Source organism: Methylomonas sp. LL1, assembly GCF_015711015.1.
GTDB lineage: Bacteria > Pseudomonadota > Gammaproteobacteria > Methylococcales > Methylomonadaceae > Methylomonas.
Window position 1 is genome coordinate 2,813,639 of sequence record NZ_CP064653.1, and the last position, 15,882, is coordinate 2,829,520.

Genomic DNA, 15,882 nt, shown 5'->3' on the forward strand with positions numbered 1-15,882 from the left:
TCGAGATATTAAGCCTACCCATCCCCTATTCATCGAAGGCAGAATTATCCCGGATAATTTAGGCCGGCTATACTGAACCGAGTCAGCGACTGTTTCGGATTCAGCCATGAAAATTCACCATCTCAGCCCCGAAGAAGCGTTGGAAAGTCTGGAGTCGAGCCCCGATGGCCTCGGCGATAGCGAAATCGAGGAACGCCTGCACGAATACGGCTACAACCGGATTGAGGAAGCGCAAAAGCAATCGCAACTACTGTTGTTTGCCCAGGAATTCCTGCATTTTTTCGCCCTGATTTTATGGCTGGCGGCCGGACTGGCATTTTTCGCCGAATCTCAGCAACCCGGCGAAGGCATGGCCGCACTGGGTTATGCCATTCTAGGGGTGATCCTCATCAACGGCTGTTTTTCGTATTGGCAGCGCCATCAAGCGGAACAGGCCATCGCCGCCCTACAAAAATTACTGCCGCAACAGGTCAAAGTGATGCGCGACGGCAATTTGAGCCTGGTATTCGCCGACGAACTGGTGCCCGGCGATATACTGGTGCTGCAAGAAGGCGATAATGTCCCGGCCGATTGCCGATTGCTGGAGGCGTTTGCCCTGCGCGTCAATAACGCCACCATTACCGGCGAATCGCTACCCAAGGGCCGCGATGCGCTGCCCTCGGCGCTGGAAGACATGACGCAAAGCCGTAATATCCTGTTGGCGGGCACCTCGGTGGTCGCCGGCGAAGGCAAGGCCCTGGTGTTCGCCACCGGCATGCATACCGAATTCGGCAAAATCGCCCATACCCTGAAATCCACCACGAAAAACCTGTCGCCGCTGCAAATTCAGATCAGCCGCCTCAGCCGCTTCGTGGCGATACTGGCGACGCTGTTGGGCGTGATGTTTTTCCTGATAGGTCAAGCCATCGGCTTATCGTTCTGGGAAAACTTCATGTTCGCGATCGGCATCATCGTCGCCAATGTACCGGAAGGCTTGCTGCCCACCGTGACGCTGTCGCTGGCCATGGCGACCCAGCGCATGGCCAAGCGCAATGCGCTGATTCGGCATCTGCCGTCGGTGGAAACCCTGGGATCGACGACGGTCATTTGTACCGACAAGACCGGTACGCTGACCCAAAACCGGATGGCCGTTAAGCAAATATTTCTGGACAACCGCCATCTGCCGCCCGAGCAACTGGACGGCGACAGCCTGCAACATCATGCCGCGTTTTTGGCCTGCGCCGCCTTGTGCCATAACCTGAAACGCGTGGAGGCCAAGCAATTGCTTGGCGACCCGATGGAAGTGGCCTTGGTCGAAATGGCGCATGCCCAGGGCATGCGGATAGATTATCCCAAATTCGACGAAGTGCCGTTTGACACCGACCGTAAACGGCTGTCAACACTACACAACACCCCTCAAGGCAATATTCTGTATTGCAAGGGCGCGGTTGAGTTGGTGCTGCCACGCTGCCAACAAATCATCATCGACGGCACCGTTCTCGCAGTCGACGAATCCCGCCGCAAACAAATCATGACGGCCCAACAAACCATGGCCGATCAAGGCCTGCGCGTATTGGCGCTGGCCTATCGGCCATTGCCGCTGGTTATCGAGGCCGAACCGGATCGGAACATGATTTTTAGCGGACTGGTGGGACTGGAAGATCCGCCGCGGCCGGAAGTGGCCCAAGCCATGGCACAATGCCATGCCGCCGGCATCAAGGTCATCATGATTACCGGCGATCACCCGCATACCGCTGTAGCTATCGCTCGGCAAATCGGCTTGGTCAAATCCGATAATCCCAAGGTCATCGGCGGCGAACGTTTGAAAAAAATGACCGGCAGTCAATTACAAACCGCCTTGAATGCGTCGGAGATCATTTTCGCCAGAGTCGGCGCCGATCAGAAAATGCATATCGTCGAGGCCCTGCAACGCAAGAAGCATGTGGTCGCGGTCACCGGCGATGGCGTCAACGATGCGCCGGCATTAAAAAAGGCCGACATCGGCATTGCGATGGGCAAGGCCGGCACCGATGTCGCCAAGGAAGCGGCCGACATGATCTTGCTGGACGACAACTTCGCCAGCATCGTCGCCGCCATCGAGGAAGGCCGGGCGGTATTCGACAACATCCGCAAGTTTTTGACCTACATTCTGACCTCGAATATTCCGGAAGTGATCCCCTATCTGGCCTTCGTGCTGTTCAAGATTCCGCTGCCATTGACCATCATGCAGATTCTGGCGGTGGACCTGGGTACCGACATGCTGCCGGCACTGGGTCTGGGGGTGGAAAAACCGGATGCGGGGGCCATGAACAAACCACCGCGTTCGCAAAAGGAAACCCTGATCGACTGGCGCCTGCTTGCCAGGGCTTACGGTTTTTTAGGCGTGCTGGAAGCCACGGCGGCAATGGCGGCATTTTTCTTCGTGCTGAATCGCGGCGGCTGGCAATATGGCGAAATACTAGGCAGGCATGACAACCTCTACCAACAGGCCACCACCGCTTGTCTGACCGCAATCATCATGATGCAGGTAGTCAACGTATTTATTTGCAAGCAGCGCCAGCGTGGGCTTTTGTCCACCTCATTGCTGGACAACAAGTTCATTCTGGGCGGAGTCGTGGCCGAAATCACATTGATTTTGCTGATTGTCTACACACCTTGGGGCAACCTGCTATTCGGCACGGCGCCGATCGAGATGGAAGTCTGGCTATTCGGCCTGCCATTCGCGGCCGGCATGCTGCTATTCGAAGACATCAGAAAATGGCTGGTACGGCGTTTTCAATTATTCCCGCTTAAAATTGAAAGGGCGGTTCTGCGCCGAGGCTCGAGACAGAACAAACGCCCCGCTCTTGCGGCCCTGTTGTCGCTGTTGCCGCTCAGAAAAACGCCTAAATGAGGAAAATCAGTACCGCGAAGCATCGGCGCAACAGCTGCGCAGTCTCAACTTCCAACCAAGACTTTACTCTGAAAGTAAAAAATTGGGAGGCCGCGGTTGCTCGTTGAGCCTACGTGGACGTATTCACGGCGTCCTGTCCGGCAAACAAGCCTGCCCTTAAGTCACTTTGATGGATCGGGGTGATCTAAGTCTTCATGAGCGTTACTGTTCACCTTGGTCATGCTCAATAACCGGGCGTTGACCTTATTGCGTCGGCGTTTGCACGTTGCCGGCCACATCTGGATCACGACTGCGCAGTAGTTGCCGGGTCAGTTGCCTCATCCTGAGATCCTTACCGTTCAAAGCGGCACGTAGCACCCGGTCGGCAGCCGGATCGCCTTCGGCCCTATCCAATAACAAAGCCAGGGCCTGCAAACGGATGCCGTGGTCGGCATCGCGGCCGGCCAGGTCGGCCAGCAGGTCGACAGGCAGCTCGCCGCCAACATCGCGCAGCATTTCCAGGGCCCGCATCCGCACCGCCACGTCGCGGTCACGCAAGGCTTGCAACAAGGCCGGGTTGACGCTTCCGTCGGCGTAGGTCAAGGCTTCTAGCGCGGCATGGCGTTCGGCGGCGTCGAAGGCGTTGACCGCACTGTCGGCCAGCGCCGATGCGTCGTCGACATCCGGCGCGCCGCCAGGCTGCGCCATAGTCTGACTCGCGGCGGCGATGCGCTCAGCGCCAATAATCAACAGCAATTGTTTTCCGGCGCCTTTCGCCGAGCGATCCGGAAGCATTACATACGACAAACCGGCCAGGGCTTGCGCCATGGCGGCTTCCGGGGTGGCTCGCTCCAGGCGCATCGCCAGACGACTGTCGCCATCCGGCAACACGCTGCCCAACCGAACGCCGGCCAGCGCCGCCAAGCCGTCCACTACTTGCTTGCGGGGGCAATGATCTGCGACTCCGCTCAGCAAACCATGGTCCACGGTCAATGCAGCGCACTCTGCCCCGGCAGCGGCCGTAGCGCACAAGCTACCGGCTAGCAAGCCCAGGGCGGGTAAGCAAACGGAAAAGCCGGCCCGGTTTGGCAAACCAACGATATTAGCCATGGCTGGTGCGCTGGGTCGGCGTTATTGGACTTGCAAGGCCAGATTGTCGCCGCCGTCGTAACAACCGTTACCACCGATGGCTTTGCCGCCGGCCTGGGTGAAGGCCAGAAAATTACCGCTATAGCTCATCGGTCCGGAACAATTTAATGCGCTGCCCCATTTTGTCGTCAAACGATTATTCCTGACAATGGCATTTTGCCCGGAAACCGCGCTATTGTTGGCCTCGACCACGTTGTTTTCGATCAGACCACCGATCACATAACTGAAGATACCGGACAACTGGCTGCCGCGTACCTGGTTGTTGCGGGCAATGCCGGTGTGGCTGCGCAATTCAATACCCGACCCGCCGACGAAGCCGATGTCCAGGTTCTCGACCAAGCCGTTTTCAACCAAAACGCCGTCCCCCCCGGCGCCGAAAATCCGACCGTTACGCACCACGTAACTGACGCCGGCCGGCGCCTGGCCGTTATCGGTAAAGCGAACGCCATTGCCGTTGCCAATGTTGCAAGCAGTTTCAGGCCCGCCATTCTGGCCTGGGCAATAGGCCGGCCCGATGATGGAGAAACCGTTCAAATCCAGCGTTACCCCGCCCACGGTACTGACGATACCGTCCGTATTGGTATTCGGCAGCGTCAAATTGCCGCTGAGCTTGTAACTGCCGGGTTTAGTGATTTCCACCGGAAAGCCCGGCGCGTCGCCGGGCGTGACGCCGCCGGCCAGGGCCTTGGCCTGGTCGATCAAAATAACGCCGTCCACGGCTTGGGCGCTTGCAGACAGGACAAATAGTGCGGCGGTTAGAGTCAATTGTTTCATGATGGCATTCCTGGTAAAGAGAGTTAAACAAAAAGCGTGGATGTTATTTTTGCGTCCTTATAACGGCTTACATAGCCAGCGACCCAAAAGCCCAGGCCGATGAGCCACAAGGATCCCGGCTCCGGCACGGTGCCGATGGGATTGCCGCCGGGGATGTCGCCGTTATCGCCATTTCCCGGACTCCCGCCGACGTCTCCATTACCGGCATCGACCAACCCGCAGCCGCTGATGCAAACCAGGCTGTCGAGGCTGCCGCCGATTTCGAGATCGGGCGAAAACAGCGCGAAGGTCGGCCAATCGAAGGCGTCTAAATTCGGCGCCTCGGTCGGCAATAAATCGCTGCCGAACAACGCGGCCAGGCTGTCGTACAAATTCAGTTCGATGCGGGTGCCGGCGCCGTCGTCGCCTAACACCAGGTAGCCATCGCCAAGGCCGGCATAGTCGTTGAGTATCGACAGACTGAACAGTGAGCCATAAAGGTCATAGCTGGCGCCGCCGAGAAAGTCGATACTAATGCCGTAATTCGGGCCGACGCCTTGATAAGTACCGGTGTGAGCGCCCGGATTGACGTCCTGCCAACTACTGTCGTAAGTGAACAAGCCCGTGAAGCTGCCCCACCCGGTGGCATAGGGATCGTTATCGACGCTGCCGCCGAAACCGATGGTGATTTCCGCGCCTGAGGCCTGTGCCGATAAGCCCAGTGCCAACATCGCCGCATACCAGTGTTGTCGTTTCATCTATCCGTCCTGTCGAATCTAGCGTTGTAAATGAACGGCATGGACGGTAATCGGCCCATGCCGGATGAGCCTTTCGGCCTCGGAAAACAGTATGCAGGGGCTGTGTATCAAACGAATTTCAGCTTGGTTTCATTTGTTTCAGAGGCAGATGGGACGAAATTTCTGGGTGCGAGGGGAATTGAAGTGCAGGGTACGTTGAAGTTATCAATGCGGCGTTGCCACGCTTAAGATGCTGTCGCAAAAGTTAGGCGGGCTGAATGCAATGAAGTCCAGCATCTTGATTTTGTTGGGTTACGCTATGCTAACCCAACCTACGTTTTGACTTTATTACGCATCCTTAAGGCGGCGTTGCTTAACCGGGAAGGCGGTGAGAATGATAGGAACGGGGCCGTTTTGCTTTACGGTATCCGCCGCAGCCGGAATCGGTAGGAAAGCTTGCTGCCCGGCCAAGGCTGGCTGGCGGTTCCCTTGGGTAGCCACTCGCTCCAACGCTCGAAATCCTCGTCCGGATGCGCCGGCAGAGGCAACAAAAAATTTTGCGCGTACTGGTTGCCGATTTGCAAATCCAGCACCCGTTTGCCGCGATCGCCCAGCAACGGCAACTCGCCCGCGACGATCCAGCGACCTTCCGCCTCCCTGGCCTGTTCGATTCGTAATATGCCGGCATCGCTCCGACGCACGGTTTGATTATCAATGCAGGTCAAGTTTAACGACGAAATCGAGCGCTTGAAATGGTCGGTTGCACCGGCCGGTAGGCGGACCTCCACTTCCAACGCCAACGTCTGGCCGGCGATGGTTGGCGCAATATCCGCTCTCCATCGGCACAGTCCGGCGATGCCCAGTGCGAGTACCATTACAATGGCGACGGCGATACTCAGCGCCTTGAAGAAACCGCCCGCCGAATGCCCCCATTTCAAACCGCACACCGCGCCGGCCGCCAAACCAACGCCGCCGCCGGCCAGCGCCACCCCGGCGATAAAATACCCCGACTGACCTTCGCGGCTGGATATTTGATACCAATCGACACAGGCCTCGCCAAGCCTGGCAAAGGCCAGCAAGCCGACAACGCCGCTCGGCAAGGCGACCAGCGCCGCTTTCAACAACGACATTGCGCCAACGGCAACGATACCGCCCGTGGCGGCGAGCAAGGAGATTTTTGTCGATTTCATGTTAAACAACTCCTTATCAATGATCCGTATCCGGCGCGGCGCCAAACATCGTCTCGTGCATGCCCTTTGATACTTCGGCTTCAAAGGCATCGCCCAGGCGATGTATCAACGCCTTCTGCAACTTCGGGTCGCCGGGTTGGTCCGGCCAATAGGCTAGGCCGAACCCCGCGACATAGAAGCCGTCGGCCAAGACCACGACATCCTCGCCCTCGATCGCGAAGCTCCGCGTCACTTGCTGCGAATATTCCATGCGAAAATCCGGCTTGCGCTTGGCACCGGGGAAACGCGCCAGGAAGGCCGTGAAGGCTTCGGTCTGATCGGTTGTTACGTTGGGCATCCGGAATTCGGGCGAATTGACCACGTAAATCCCCCGCCTGGGCATAGGCTTGAAGTCCGGCCGCTCGGCCAAATGGTCGAGGCCGTCTTTCCCGAGCCGCCATTCGAAATGGTGCAGGATCCAGTCCGCGTCGATGTCCTCGAACCGGGCAAAGCGCATGCGCGCCGGATCGATAGGTAGCCGGCGCCAGTCCTGACCACCCAGTTCAGCCACCGCCAACACGGGCTGCTGATCGTGGTCGGTAGCCGCCAACCTAGCCAGCGAACGTCCATCCGGCGAGAATACGATCGCCCGCGGCGCGTAAGGTGCGAAAAGATCGAAGGGCAAGCGGGGAATCGCGCCGGCTCGGCGGGTCGCCGTATCGTAGACGCAAGCATTGCCCAACAGCAGTTGGCGCGCGCCGGTCAGGCTGCGGTAATTCGGCCCGTGGTACGCCGTGCCGGCACCCAGGCCGGCCAGCACCCGCACCTCGTTCTCGCCGCCGAAGCTCTTGCACACCACCGGCGCCAGCAACTGGCCAGCCTCCTGATGCAAGACATGGAATACGCTGGCGTTGTTCGGGTCGCCCACCAGCACCAGCAGATCAGGCACCGCGCCGTCGCCGACCGCGAAAATTGCATGGACCGCCTCGGTGCGCATTGGCTGGTCCAAGCCCATGCCCGTGAAACTGTCGATGACCAGCGGCTGTCCCCGCCAACGCAGGGACCAGCTTTCGTAGCTGGATTCGCGGTCATAATTGGCGCTACGCATCTTCCGAGTTTGGATCGTTACTTCGATGTCGCCATAACGTTCGCTCCGCTCGACCAATGCTTCGGTTTGTTCGGAACTGATCGCGCATCCCACCAGCAGCGTACTGACCAGGCAACCGGCCCAGCGCGATAATCGGTTATTTGCCATGATTTCCACCGTTTTGATGCTTGGCAATCGCCTTAAAGTTTCGCCAGCAACGCATCGCGAATCTCGCTGTCGTTGAGCATGCCCTGGGTGCCCAGCGCATAGGGGCAGCGCATTTCCAATACGCCGGCGTCGAAGTGAATGGAACGTGCTTCCATGTCGCCGACATTTTTCAGTTTGACCAGCTTCAAGCCATCGCGTACCGCTTGCTTCCCCATCTCGTCGATGCAAATCATGCGCAAGGCCATGTTGAGCCGATGGCAAGCGATGTTGTCCAGAAAGTTCAGCGCCGCGCCGTCTTCGGCCAAGCTGTCCCAATCGACTTGATACGGAATCGCCGCTCCGCAAATTTCTTCGATTTCGCGTTCGCGTTCCGGCAAGGTGATGTCTTGCAGCTCCTTGATTTTACGTCGTTCGGCCAGTGCCATGATGTTCTCCCGTGTTCGTTTAAAGTTTGGATGACTATTTTCCCGTTCGCCGATAAACGGCGGGCTGGGCTTCCCCGTCTTCGAGAATTTCCAGCCGGTCGCCGTCCAAGGACTTTATCGTCATTCCGGCGGCAGACCCATCGTCCGTCTCGCCCGGATAGAGCAGCAGCAACCGGCAGCCTTGAATTTGCCATTGGCCATCGACCAGTTCCGGACGGCTATGCAGCCAGGTATCGAAGCGGCCCCGGCCTTCGGTTTGGCCTTTTTCGAAGGCAATTTCCTCGAACGCTCCGAGCTCGGATACAATTTTCCAGGCGCCGGGCAAACGCTGCGCGTAACCGGCGCACCTGCTTTGCGAACATTGCCAGTTCTGTAGATCCAGCAGACGCTTGCGGTAGACGGCGGCCAGGCAAGCCTCGTCCAGGCAATCGTTACGGATTTCACGCAACCAGCGTTGTTGAGCTTCCTTAACTTCCCCGGCGGGGCAACGTCGGGTCGTAGCGGCATAAACCGCGCCAAGTTGCTCGTCCAGATGGCTCAACTCGCCGTCCCGGCAGATGAGACTTTCCACCGGCGCCTTGGCCTTGGCGCAGTCGAAACCGGCCGCGTGGGAGGTAACGTGGTATACGCCGAATCCCGCCAGCCATAGCCCCATCAGGGCAATTCGCAGACGTTTCATACCGAGGCCTCCTCGATTAGGCGACACAATCGGCGGATTGCGAGCAGGCGCTCGGCCGAGTTTTCAGTGTTAAAGGTCAGAAAAAACGGTCGCATCGCCAGATCGAACGGCTGTTGCGCCAACCCGTGCAAATAGGCGAGCAAGGCCGCGAAATGCACCGCCACGTCGCCGTCGCGCCGCTCCAGGCCTCGCCACAATGCTTCGATCACCGGCGCCGTCGGCAAATCGGCGGCCAAATCAATCGCGTCGCTCAAATCGTCCGCCCAGCTTGCATTTTCCAACCGTTCGGCAACGCTGGCGCTTTGAGCATCCTGATCGATCAGGGCCGGCGCTCGCTTCATCAACGCCAGGCGCACCGATGGATTGCCCCGTTCCGCCGCAACGGCGAGCGCCGCCCGCGCAGTTTCGCTATCGAGCGCGATCAGTGCTTCGACATCGCGCCAGTCATTGACGCCGCGAACTAGCAATAACGATTCGACTTGCCAGCGATCCTCTACGGACATCCGCGCCAGCAGCGCGAGGTCGTAGCCGACGCCGTCGTGCCAACGCTGGTAATTCATCCCCATACTGGCGGTGAAGCGACGAAAGGTTTCCGATTCCTCGGCAATTGGCAATGGCGAATTATGGACAGTGCCGTTGCCGACATATCGACCTGCTTCGTCGTAACGCATCAGCGGATAACTGGCGTCGTTTGCGGCTTGGTCCCGGTCATTCATTGCATTAACCCCCTGAAACTAGCGCCGCCCGCCGAATAGACGATGTCGTCAACCCGCCAAGCATCGGCCTCGCGAATCAATCGATACCGCAAGCGCGAGTCAAGGTCCGCGCCGGAAAACTTGACCTCCACCTCGGCCTTATCGCCGGCAATCCGCGCCGGTTGCACGGCAAAGCGGGGCGGATACTCCTGGCTGTCGGTAAAAGGGTCGCCGTTGATTGCCGGCACTTCATCGCTCGGCTGGGATTTGGCGAGATAGACGTTGGCCGCTTGCCACAAGCCCTCCGACAAAAACGGCCGCTTGTTTGCCAGCGTTTGCGCGGAAAATCCCATGCCCCCGGCAAAATGCGCTTCCAGCAAACGCTGCACCACGCCTTCCGGCGCCTTTGCCGCCGCCTTCGCGCCCGGCGCCCGCGACAAACTCCACACCCGGTTGTCCAGGCCGATCAAAACGGTATCTTCATCGGCATAATGAAAGTCGAACACTCCGCTATCGCACCATAGCGAGCTGCTGTTCAGCGGAAACCGGATTAATCCCAGCGCCAGCGCCGCCCGTGTCGCGTCGCCGGGCAGATTTCCTTGAAACAAGCCGGCTGCGGGCAATTGGATAAGCTCGCTCGACGCATTCTTGCAGGCAAATGGCTTGGGACCATCAACGCTATTGCCGGTCACCGTCAGCGTCCGTCCGGTCAAATCGGCCGCCCCTGGCAGCGGCGCGCCCCAGGGCGCCGGTAGGGCATGGGTAAAACGCCAAACGTCACGAAGCGTGGCGTCGACATCCTTGGCCACCACTTGGTTGCTTAATGCCAAACCCACCACTAACCCCACGGCGATGCCATTGCATAAGTGCCAGGATGCAAAAAGATTGTTCGAACTCATGCTGCCTCCACGATGCCGTCGTTGAAACGGCGTGCTTGTTAAGGTTGCAGTGTATCCCCACCGCGTTTCAATCCGATTTCTAAATCGGCTGGTTTTGTTTCAATTGTTTCGGGGCCGGCGCTGCATCAACAACAAGCCCATCAGCGAACTCAGCATCAACCAGGCCGAAGCTGGCAGCGGCACGGCGGCGACACCTATACTGCCGTGGCTGGCGATTTTGGAGAAATCCAGCAGACTTCTGTCCAGGCCGGCGACGCTGATGCGGCTGGCGTCCAAATGACCGCCGAAGCTTTCGAAGCCGAACAATTGCCAGACGCTGGCCGCAACCGGCAGGCCTTCCAGACGAAACACCAGGGCCAGGGTGCCGTTGAAATCCAGATGGCCGATGTTCGCTAACTGATCGTATTCGCTACCCGGAGTGGAGCCGAAGATTTCCATGGTCAGTACCGAGCCCTCGCCGTAGCTGACGTTGCCGTGGTTGAAATCGACTCTGGCCGAACTGTTACCGGGTTTATGGCCGGCGAGAAACTGGATGTCGCCGCTGAAGCTGCCGGCGCCCTTGACATCGTCTATAAAAGTCAGCAAACCCGAACCGGCGACGCTGCCGTTGTTGCTGAAGTCGCCGGCGATCAGCGCGTTACCGCTGAAATTCAGGGTTTCGCCGTTGCCCAGCGCGATGCCGTTGGCCGCGTCCAGTCGACCGCCGTCGGCTATGCTGGTTTGAACGCCCAGTTGCGCCTGGTCCTGATCCAGCAGGATGATCCGGTTGCCGCCCACGTCCAGCTTGCCGCCGTAATCGAAACCATCCGCCGACAAGTAATCGCCCACATTTAAAGTACCGCCTTCGGCGCGAATGGTGTTGCCGGCGGTGCCGCCGCTGATGGCCGCCAGCACCGAACCCTTGCCGCTCAGAGTGCCAATGCCGGTCATGTATAAACTACTGTTCGAGTCGGCGATGACCATGCCGTTATCCACGGCCAGCACGCCGGCGCGGACAGTGCCGCCCTTCAGATACAGCGGCGCAACATCGGACAAAGTCAGTGTGCCGTCGACATCCAGGGTTTGATTGGCATGGAGCGTGGAAAACGGCTTGTCGTTTGCCATCCCCAGATGATGATCGCCGAGCAGGTTGACGGTACCCCGATACCAATTGAATTGCGCGCCGTCCTCCAGCATCAACCCGCCGGTGCGCAGCACGCCGCCGTCCAAATTCAGCACGCCGCCGTCCTTGATCCAGGCACCCCTGGCATTCAAGGTGCCGCGAACACCGATATTGACCTCTCCGCTATTCAGATACAGCTGTTCATTGACTTGCCAACTGGAACCCGTGCCGGCTATCAAGACGGCACCATGATTTCCCGTCAGACCGACAATAGCGTAATTATTGACGACCTTGCCGCCATCGGCGATGGTCAGGCTACCGTTGCCGTCATAGCCAAGTACGAAGTCGTCGGCACCGGTGGTTTCCAGCAACGAACCATTGCCCGACACCCTGATCTCGCCGTTGGAGCCATCCGTCCAGCCAACTTGTAGCGACTTGCTAAGCACTTTTCCGCCTCCGACGATGTCGAGGGAACCACCCAGCAAAATGTCATCCCCGTTTTGCCATAATGACTGCGGACCGGCCACGGTCAACGCATTTGAATAATGTAGATTGGCATGCCGGGAGGTCATTTTTCCGCCATTGGAGACGTTGATTTCGCCAAGGGTGTTCAAATAACTTTTGATATTCCATTCGGAGCCGGCGCCCGTCACGGAGACGTGGCCGGTGCCGCCGATATTGCCGTCGCCGCCGCTGATACGGCTGCCCGTCTCGATAAAAAGCTCGGCGGCGGTATCGCCGCCGACATTAACCGCGTGGTTGTAACCGTATTCGATTTCGAATAGGTAATCGACGCCATTGCTCAATGTCAGACGGCGCGAAGCAATCGTCAAATCCTGATTGCTGTTTACGCCGATTCCGGCGGAACCGCCATCCCAGGTCTGATCCGCGCCGATCGCGACGGGCAGGTTGAGGGTCTGCATTTTCGCGCTTTTGTTGACGATGTTACCGGTGCTGGTGATTGCCTTGCCGTTTAAAATGTAAGCGCCGGAACCGGCCGCAAAAGTGATACCGGCAATGGAAAGGCCGGAGATGTCATTGTATGGAGTAAGGTCGTTGCTGCCTTGAAACTGCAGCGAGTCGCCGCTTATCGGAAACGACGCGGGAAGATTCCAGTTGGTATCGAGGAAATTAGGCGAATTGCTGTAATCGACAAACCCCCAGTTGCTGTTCAGCGCACTGCCATCCCAGATGCGGGTAGTAGCTTGAGCGGATTGAAGAAACAGGCCGGAGACTAAAATACCGGACAGGGCCACGGAAAGTGGCCGGCGTTTGAATGGCGATGGATACATGATCGGGCTCCTAAAAGTCGGTAAATGCAGATAACGGCGGCGAAGCCGGTCACCGGTTTCGCAAGCCCTGCCGGCAGTATAGGGAGCGCTTGTAACAATCTGGTTTCGTTTGGGCGGGTTTTTGTTTCAATTGTTGCGGCGGCGGATAAGATGGCCCGCCAAACAAAAAGGCACCGCCGGCATCCTTGCCGAACGGCGCAAACTGAGAAACAGGGGCGAATGAATTCACCCCTACAAGCCGATCCGAATTCAGGCTTGAACGACTACCCGGCGACGTTGATTGAACAAGCCCCCCAGCAGCGAAGTCAGCATCAGCCAGCCCGATGCCGGCAGCGGCACGGCGGAGGTGGAGGCTACCGACAGGCTGATGTGGTTTGCGTCGCGCAACAAGTCGAAGTGCAGACCGGCCAGTTCCGGGAAAAATATCTGGCTGAAGTCGCCCAGAAAACTATCGGCTTCGATTAGCGTGAAGAGATCGCCGGCCTTGGCCGAAAAGCCGTTCCACAGCGTGATGTCCAGAGCACCGCCCAGATTCAACACGCCGTTGACGTCGAAGGCATCGTATTCCGTGCCGCGCTGGTAACCGCCGATTTCCATGGTCAAGGTATTGCCGGTGCCGAAGCTGACATCGCCGTCGACCGACATGTAGCCTGGGCTATGGCCGGGACGCAGGTCGCCCTCGAAGAACACCTGTCCGCCGCCGGTAAATTCGCCGTTTCCCGACACCGTGCCCAGGAAGATACTGCCGGCGCCGGTGGCGGTTTTGATTTCGCCGTCGTTGACCATGTCGTCGTAGAACACGCTGGAGGTACCGAGGCCGGTGATGGCGATTTTGCCGCCGTCGTGGTTAACGATGTCGCCGGAGATGTCGTTGTAGCCTCCGGTCAGCGCCACACTGGCAACGTTGTGCAGGCCGCCGTTGAAACGCAGCGTGGCGTTGCGGCCGGCGATCACACCGCTGTTCGGGTAATTGGTCAAATTGCCGTTGACTTCCAGCTCGCCGCTTATCACCTCCATCTTGCCGACATTGGCGTGGTTATCGCCGTCGACCAGCAGGTTTTGCCCGGCGGCGACGCGGATTTCGCCTTCGTTGCCGAGATTGGCGTGTATCGCGCCATTGCCGGTCAACACGCCGCCGGCTTGATTGATGACGTTATAGGCATAGAGATTGTCGGCGACGATTTTACCGCTGCTGTAGACATCGCCGTTGATGCGGCCGTCGCCGGTCAGAATGCCCTTGCCGCCGATCATCAGATGGAGGCTTTCCGGGCTGATGTCGCCGCCGTTCAATTTCAACGTGGTGTAACCGTCTAAGTTTTGGGTGCCCAAGGCTAGGCCCTTGATTTGCGCATTGGCGGCGGGGCCGATCACTGTTTTGGAGGTATCGCTATCCAGGCTGACTTGTTGCAATTCGCTGGGCCGCATGTTCCAGTCCCAGTTCGCCGCATCGTCCCACGAGCCGTTATGGGCGCCGGTCCAGATCGATTCGGCGATGGTCAGCAAGTAGCCGAAACCCTTGCCGTCCTGAGAATGGGCCAGGCCGACGATCTGGCCGTGCTCGTTGATGTCGGTGGCGCTGATCAAGGTCATACCGGCGGCCGGATCGACCAGATCGTTCAAATCCTTCATGCCGGAGGATGCGGTCCACAAGAAGGCGCCGCTCGAAAAACCGGACCAATCGCGGAAGGCGCCGACCACTTGACCATTGTCGCTAATGGTATCGGCGTGGTAAGAACTGTTGGCCTTGAAGCTGTCCAGTTTATGGGCTTGGCCGTTTTCCCAGATCACCGCATGGCTATACAGACCGCCATTGCCGCCGTAACCGACGGCTACCCCCTGACTGTTGATGGCGTTGGCGACGGAATACCAATCGTCAGCATATTGCGGCAGAAGGGTCGTGCTTCCACCGGAATAAAGTGCCGCCTGGGCGTTTTGCCCCGACTGGTAACCGGCGGCCGTGCCGCTATCGTTGATGGCCTTTCCGTAAAAACTAACGGTGTCCGTCCAGATTCCGGACACGGTGTCATATAGGTTGTTGCCGATTACCATCGTCCCATTGTTGTTGATCGCCATAAAGTCCGATGTGTTGCCAAGACCCACTTCCGTCACGGTACCGTTAATCCAGTAAGTGGGGCTGTCGTTGCCTTTAATGCCGCCGTATGAGCGGCCAATCACCACGCCAGCATCGTTGAGGTCCACGGCTGACGCATCGGCTATTCCCTGCGGATTGGCGGCGTGCGGCAGGTAAGTAAAGGCGCCGTTACGCCAGAGCCATGCCTTATATTCCAGCCCCAGCTGAGTGCCGACCACATCGCCATGATTGTTGACGGCGGCGGCCATCATGTTTTGGCCCAACAAGTCCAGTTGAGCAGCCGGCACGGCTTGAGCGGTATCGACGGCGAGAGTGGCGGCAATGGCGACGGTTAATGCGTTCAATTTGAAGAAATTCATGGTTGCTGCTCCGAGTTAAAAAAATCGCGACGGGCATTTCGGCCGTCCGTGGGAGCAGTCTAACCAGCGCTTGTATCAATCGGGTTTCGTTTGGGCGGGTTTTTGGTTTCAATTGTTGCACCGGCAAATTAGCTGGCGCGCCCAGCCCGGTGAACAGTTGGCCGGAAGAAAGTGGGCACCGGCTTCCCCCGCCGGATAAGCGATGCCGGCGATGATCGACTCAAACTGGCCGCTACCCTCGTCGCCAATCCCAAGGACGCTTGACGGCTGTTTGGCATGGACAGCACAGACGGCTGAAGCCTTTTGCCCTGGTTGAAACAAACGAAACAATGGCTGAAGTACGATTGATACATGGCGCGGCGATACTGCTATCCACAGAACGGGAGTCACGGTGCGCACACCGGACCTACGATTCCCGTCAAATC

12 protein-coding genes are annotated in these 15,882 nt (G+C 58.4%); 1 reads left to right on the forward strand and 11 read right to left on the reverse strand.

Annotation, left to right across the window (positions count from 1 at the left end):
* Window positions 1–106 precede the first annotated feature (106 nt).
* Window positions 107–2,872 (forward strand): cation-translocating P-type ATPase, encoded by a 2,766-nt coding sequence (locus IVG45_RS13090; protein WP_196434252.1) that lies wholly within the window; start codon window positions 107–109, stop codon window positions 2,870–2,872.
* Between the two features lie 243 nt (window positions 2,873–3,115).
* Here the strand turns inward: IVG45_RS13090 and IVG45_RS13095 are convergent, their stop codons facing one another.
* The 11 genes from IVG45_RS13095 to IVG45_RS13145 form a co-directional block, all read right to left on the reverse strand.
* Window positions 3,116–3,961 (reverse strand): HEAT repeat domain-containing protein, encoded by an 846-nt coding sequence (locus IVG45_RS13095; RefSeq protein WP_196434253.1) that lies wholly within the window; start codon window positions 3,959–3,961, stop codon window positions 3,116–3,118.
* Window positions 3,962–3,982: 21 nt separating this feature from the next.
* Window positions 3,983–4,774: a hypothetical protein gene (locus IVG45_RS13100; protein ID WP_196434254.1), complete on the reverse strand. Its 792-nt coding sequence runs from the start codon at window positions 4,772–4,774 to the stop codon at window positions 3,983–3,985.
* 23 nt (window positions 4,775–4,797) lie between these two features.
* On the reverse strand, window positions 4,798–5,511 hold the full coding sequence (locus IVG45_RS13105; protein ID WP_196434255.1) for a PEP-CTERM sorting domain-containing protein: 714 nt from the start codon (window positions 5,509–5,511) through the stop codon (window positions 4,798–4,800).
* A 398-nt stretch (window positions 5,512–5,909) separates the two neighbouring features.
* Window positions 5,910–6,680, reverse strand: a complete 771-nt coding sequence (locus IVG45_RS13110; RefSeq protein WP_196434256.1) for a hypothetical protein — start codon at window positions 6,678–6,680, stop codon at window positions 5,910–5,912.
* Window positions 6,681–6,696: 16 nt separating this feature from the next.
* Window positions 6,697–7,914 (reverse strand): hypothetical protein, encoded by a 1,218-nt coding sequence (locus tag IVG45_RS13115; protein WP_196434257.1) that lies wholly within the window; start codon window positions 7,912–7,914, stop codon window positions 6,697–6,699.
* Between the two features lie 32 nt (window positions 7,915–7,946).
* Window positions 7,947–8,339, reverse strand: a complete 393-nt coding sequence (locus tag IVG45_RS13120; RefSeq protein WP_196434258.1) for a hypothetical protein — start codon at window positions 8,337–8,339, stop codon at window positions 7,947–7,949.
* A 34-nt stretch (window positions 8,340–8,373) separates the two neighbouring features.
* Window positions 8,374–9,018 (reverse strand): lysozyme inhibitor LprI family protein, encoded by a 645-nt coding sequence (locus IVG45_RS13125; RefSeq protein WP_196434259.1) that lies wholly within the window; start codon window positions 9,016–9,018, stop codon window positions 8,374–8,376.
* Window positions 9,015–9,734 carry a hypothetical protein gene (locus tag IVG45_RS13130; protein ID WP_196434260.1) on the reverse strand — a complete coding sequence of 240 codons (720 nt, stop codon included), beginning with the start codon at window positions 9,732–9,734 and terminating at the stop codon, window positions 9,015–9,017. The genes IVG45_RS13125 and IVG45_RS13130 overlap by 4 nt, the downstream gene beginning before the upstream one ends.
* Window positions 9,731–10,612 (reverse strand): DUF3828 domain-containing protein, encoded by an 882-nt coding sequence (locus tag IVG45_RS13135; protein ID WP_196434261.1) that lies wholly within the window; start codon window positions 10,610–10,612, stop codon window positions 9,731–9,733. Before IVG45_RS13135 ends, IVG45_RS13130 begins: the two co-directional genes overlap by 4 nt.
* A 99-nt stretch (window positions 10,613–10,711) precedes the next feature.
* Window positions 10,712–13,006, reverse strand: coding sequence for a hypothetical protein (locus IVG45_RS13140; RefSeq protein ID WP_196434262.1), 2,295 nt, complete (start codon window positions 13,004–13,006; stop codon window positions 10,712–10,714).
* A 249-nt stretch (window positions 13,007–13,255) separates the two neighbouring features.
* Complete coding sequence (locus IVG45_RS13145; RefSeq protein ID WP_196434263.1) at window positions 13,256–15,457, reverse strand: hypothetical protein; 2,202 nt, start codon at window positions 15,455–15,457, stop codon at window positions 13,256–13,258.
* Between the last annotated feature and the right edge of the window lie 425 nt (window positions 15,458–15,882).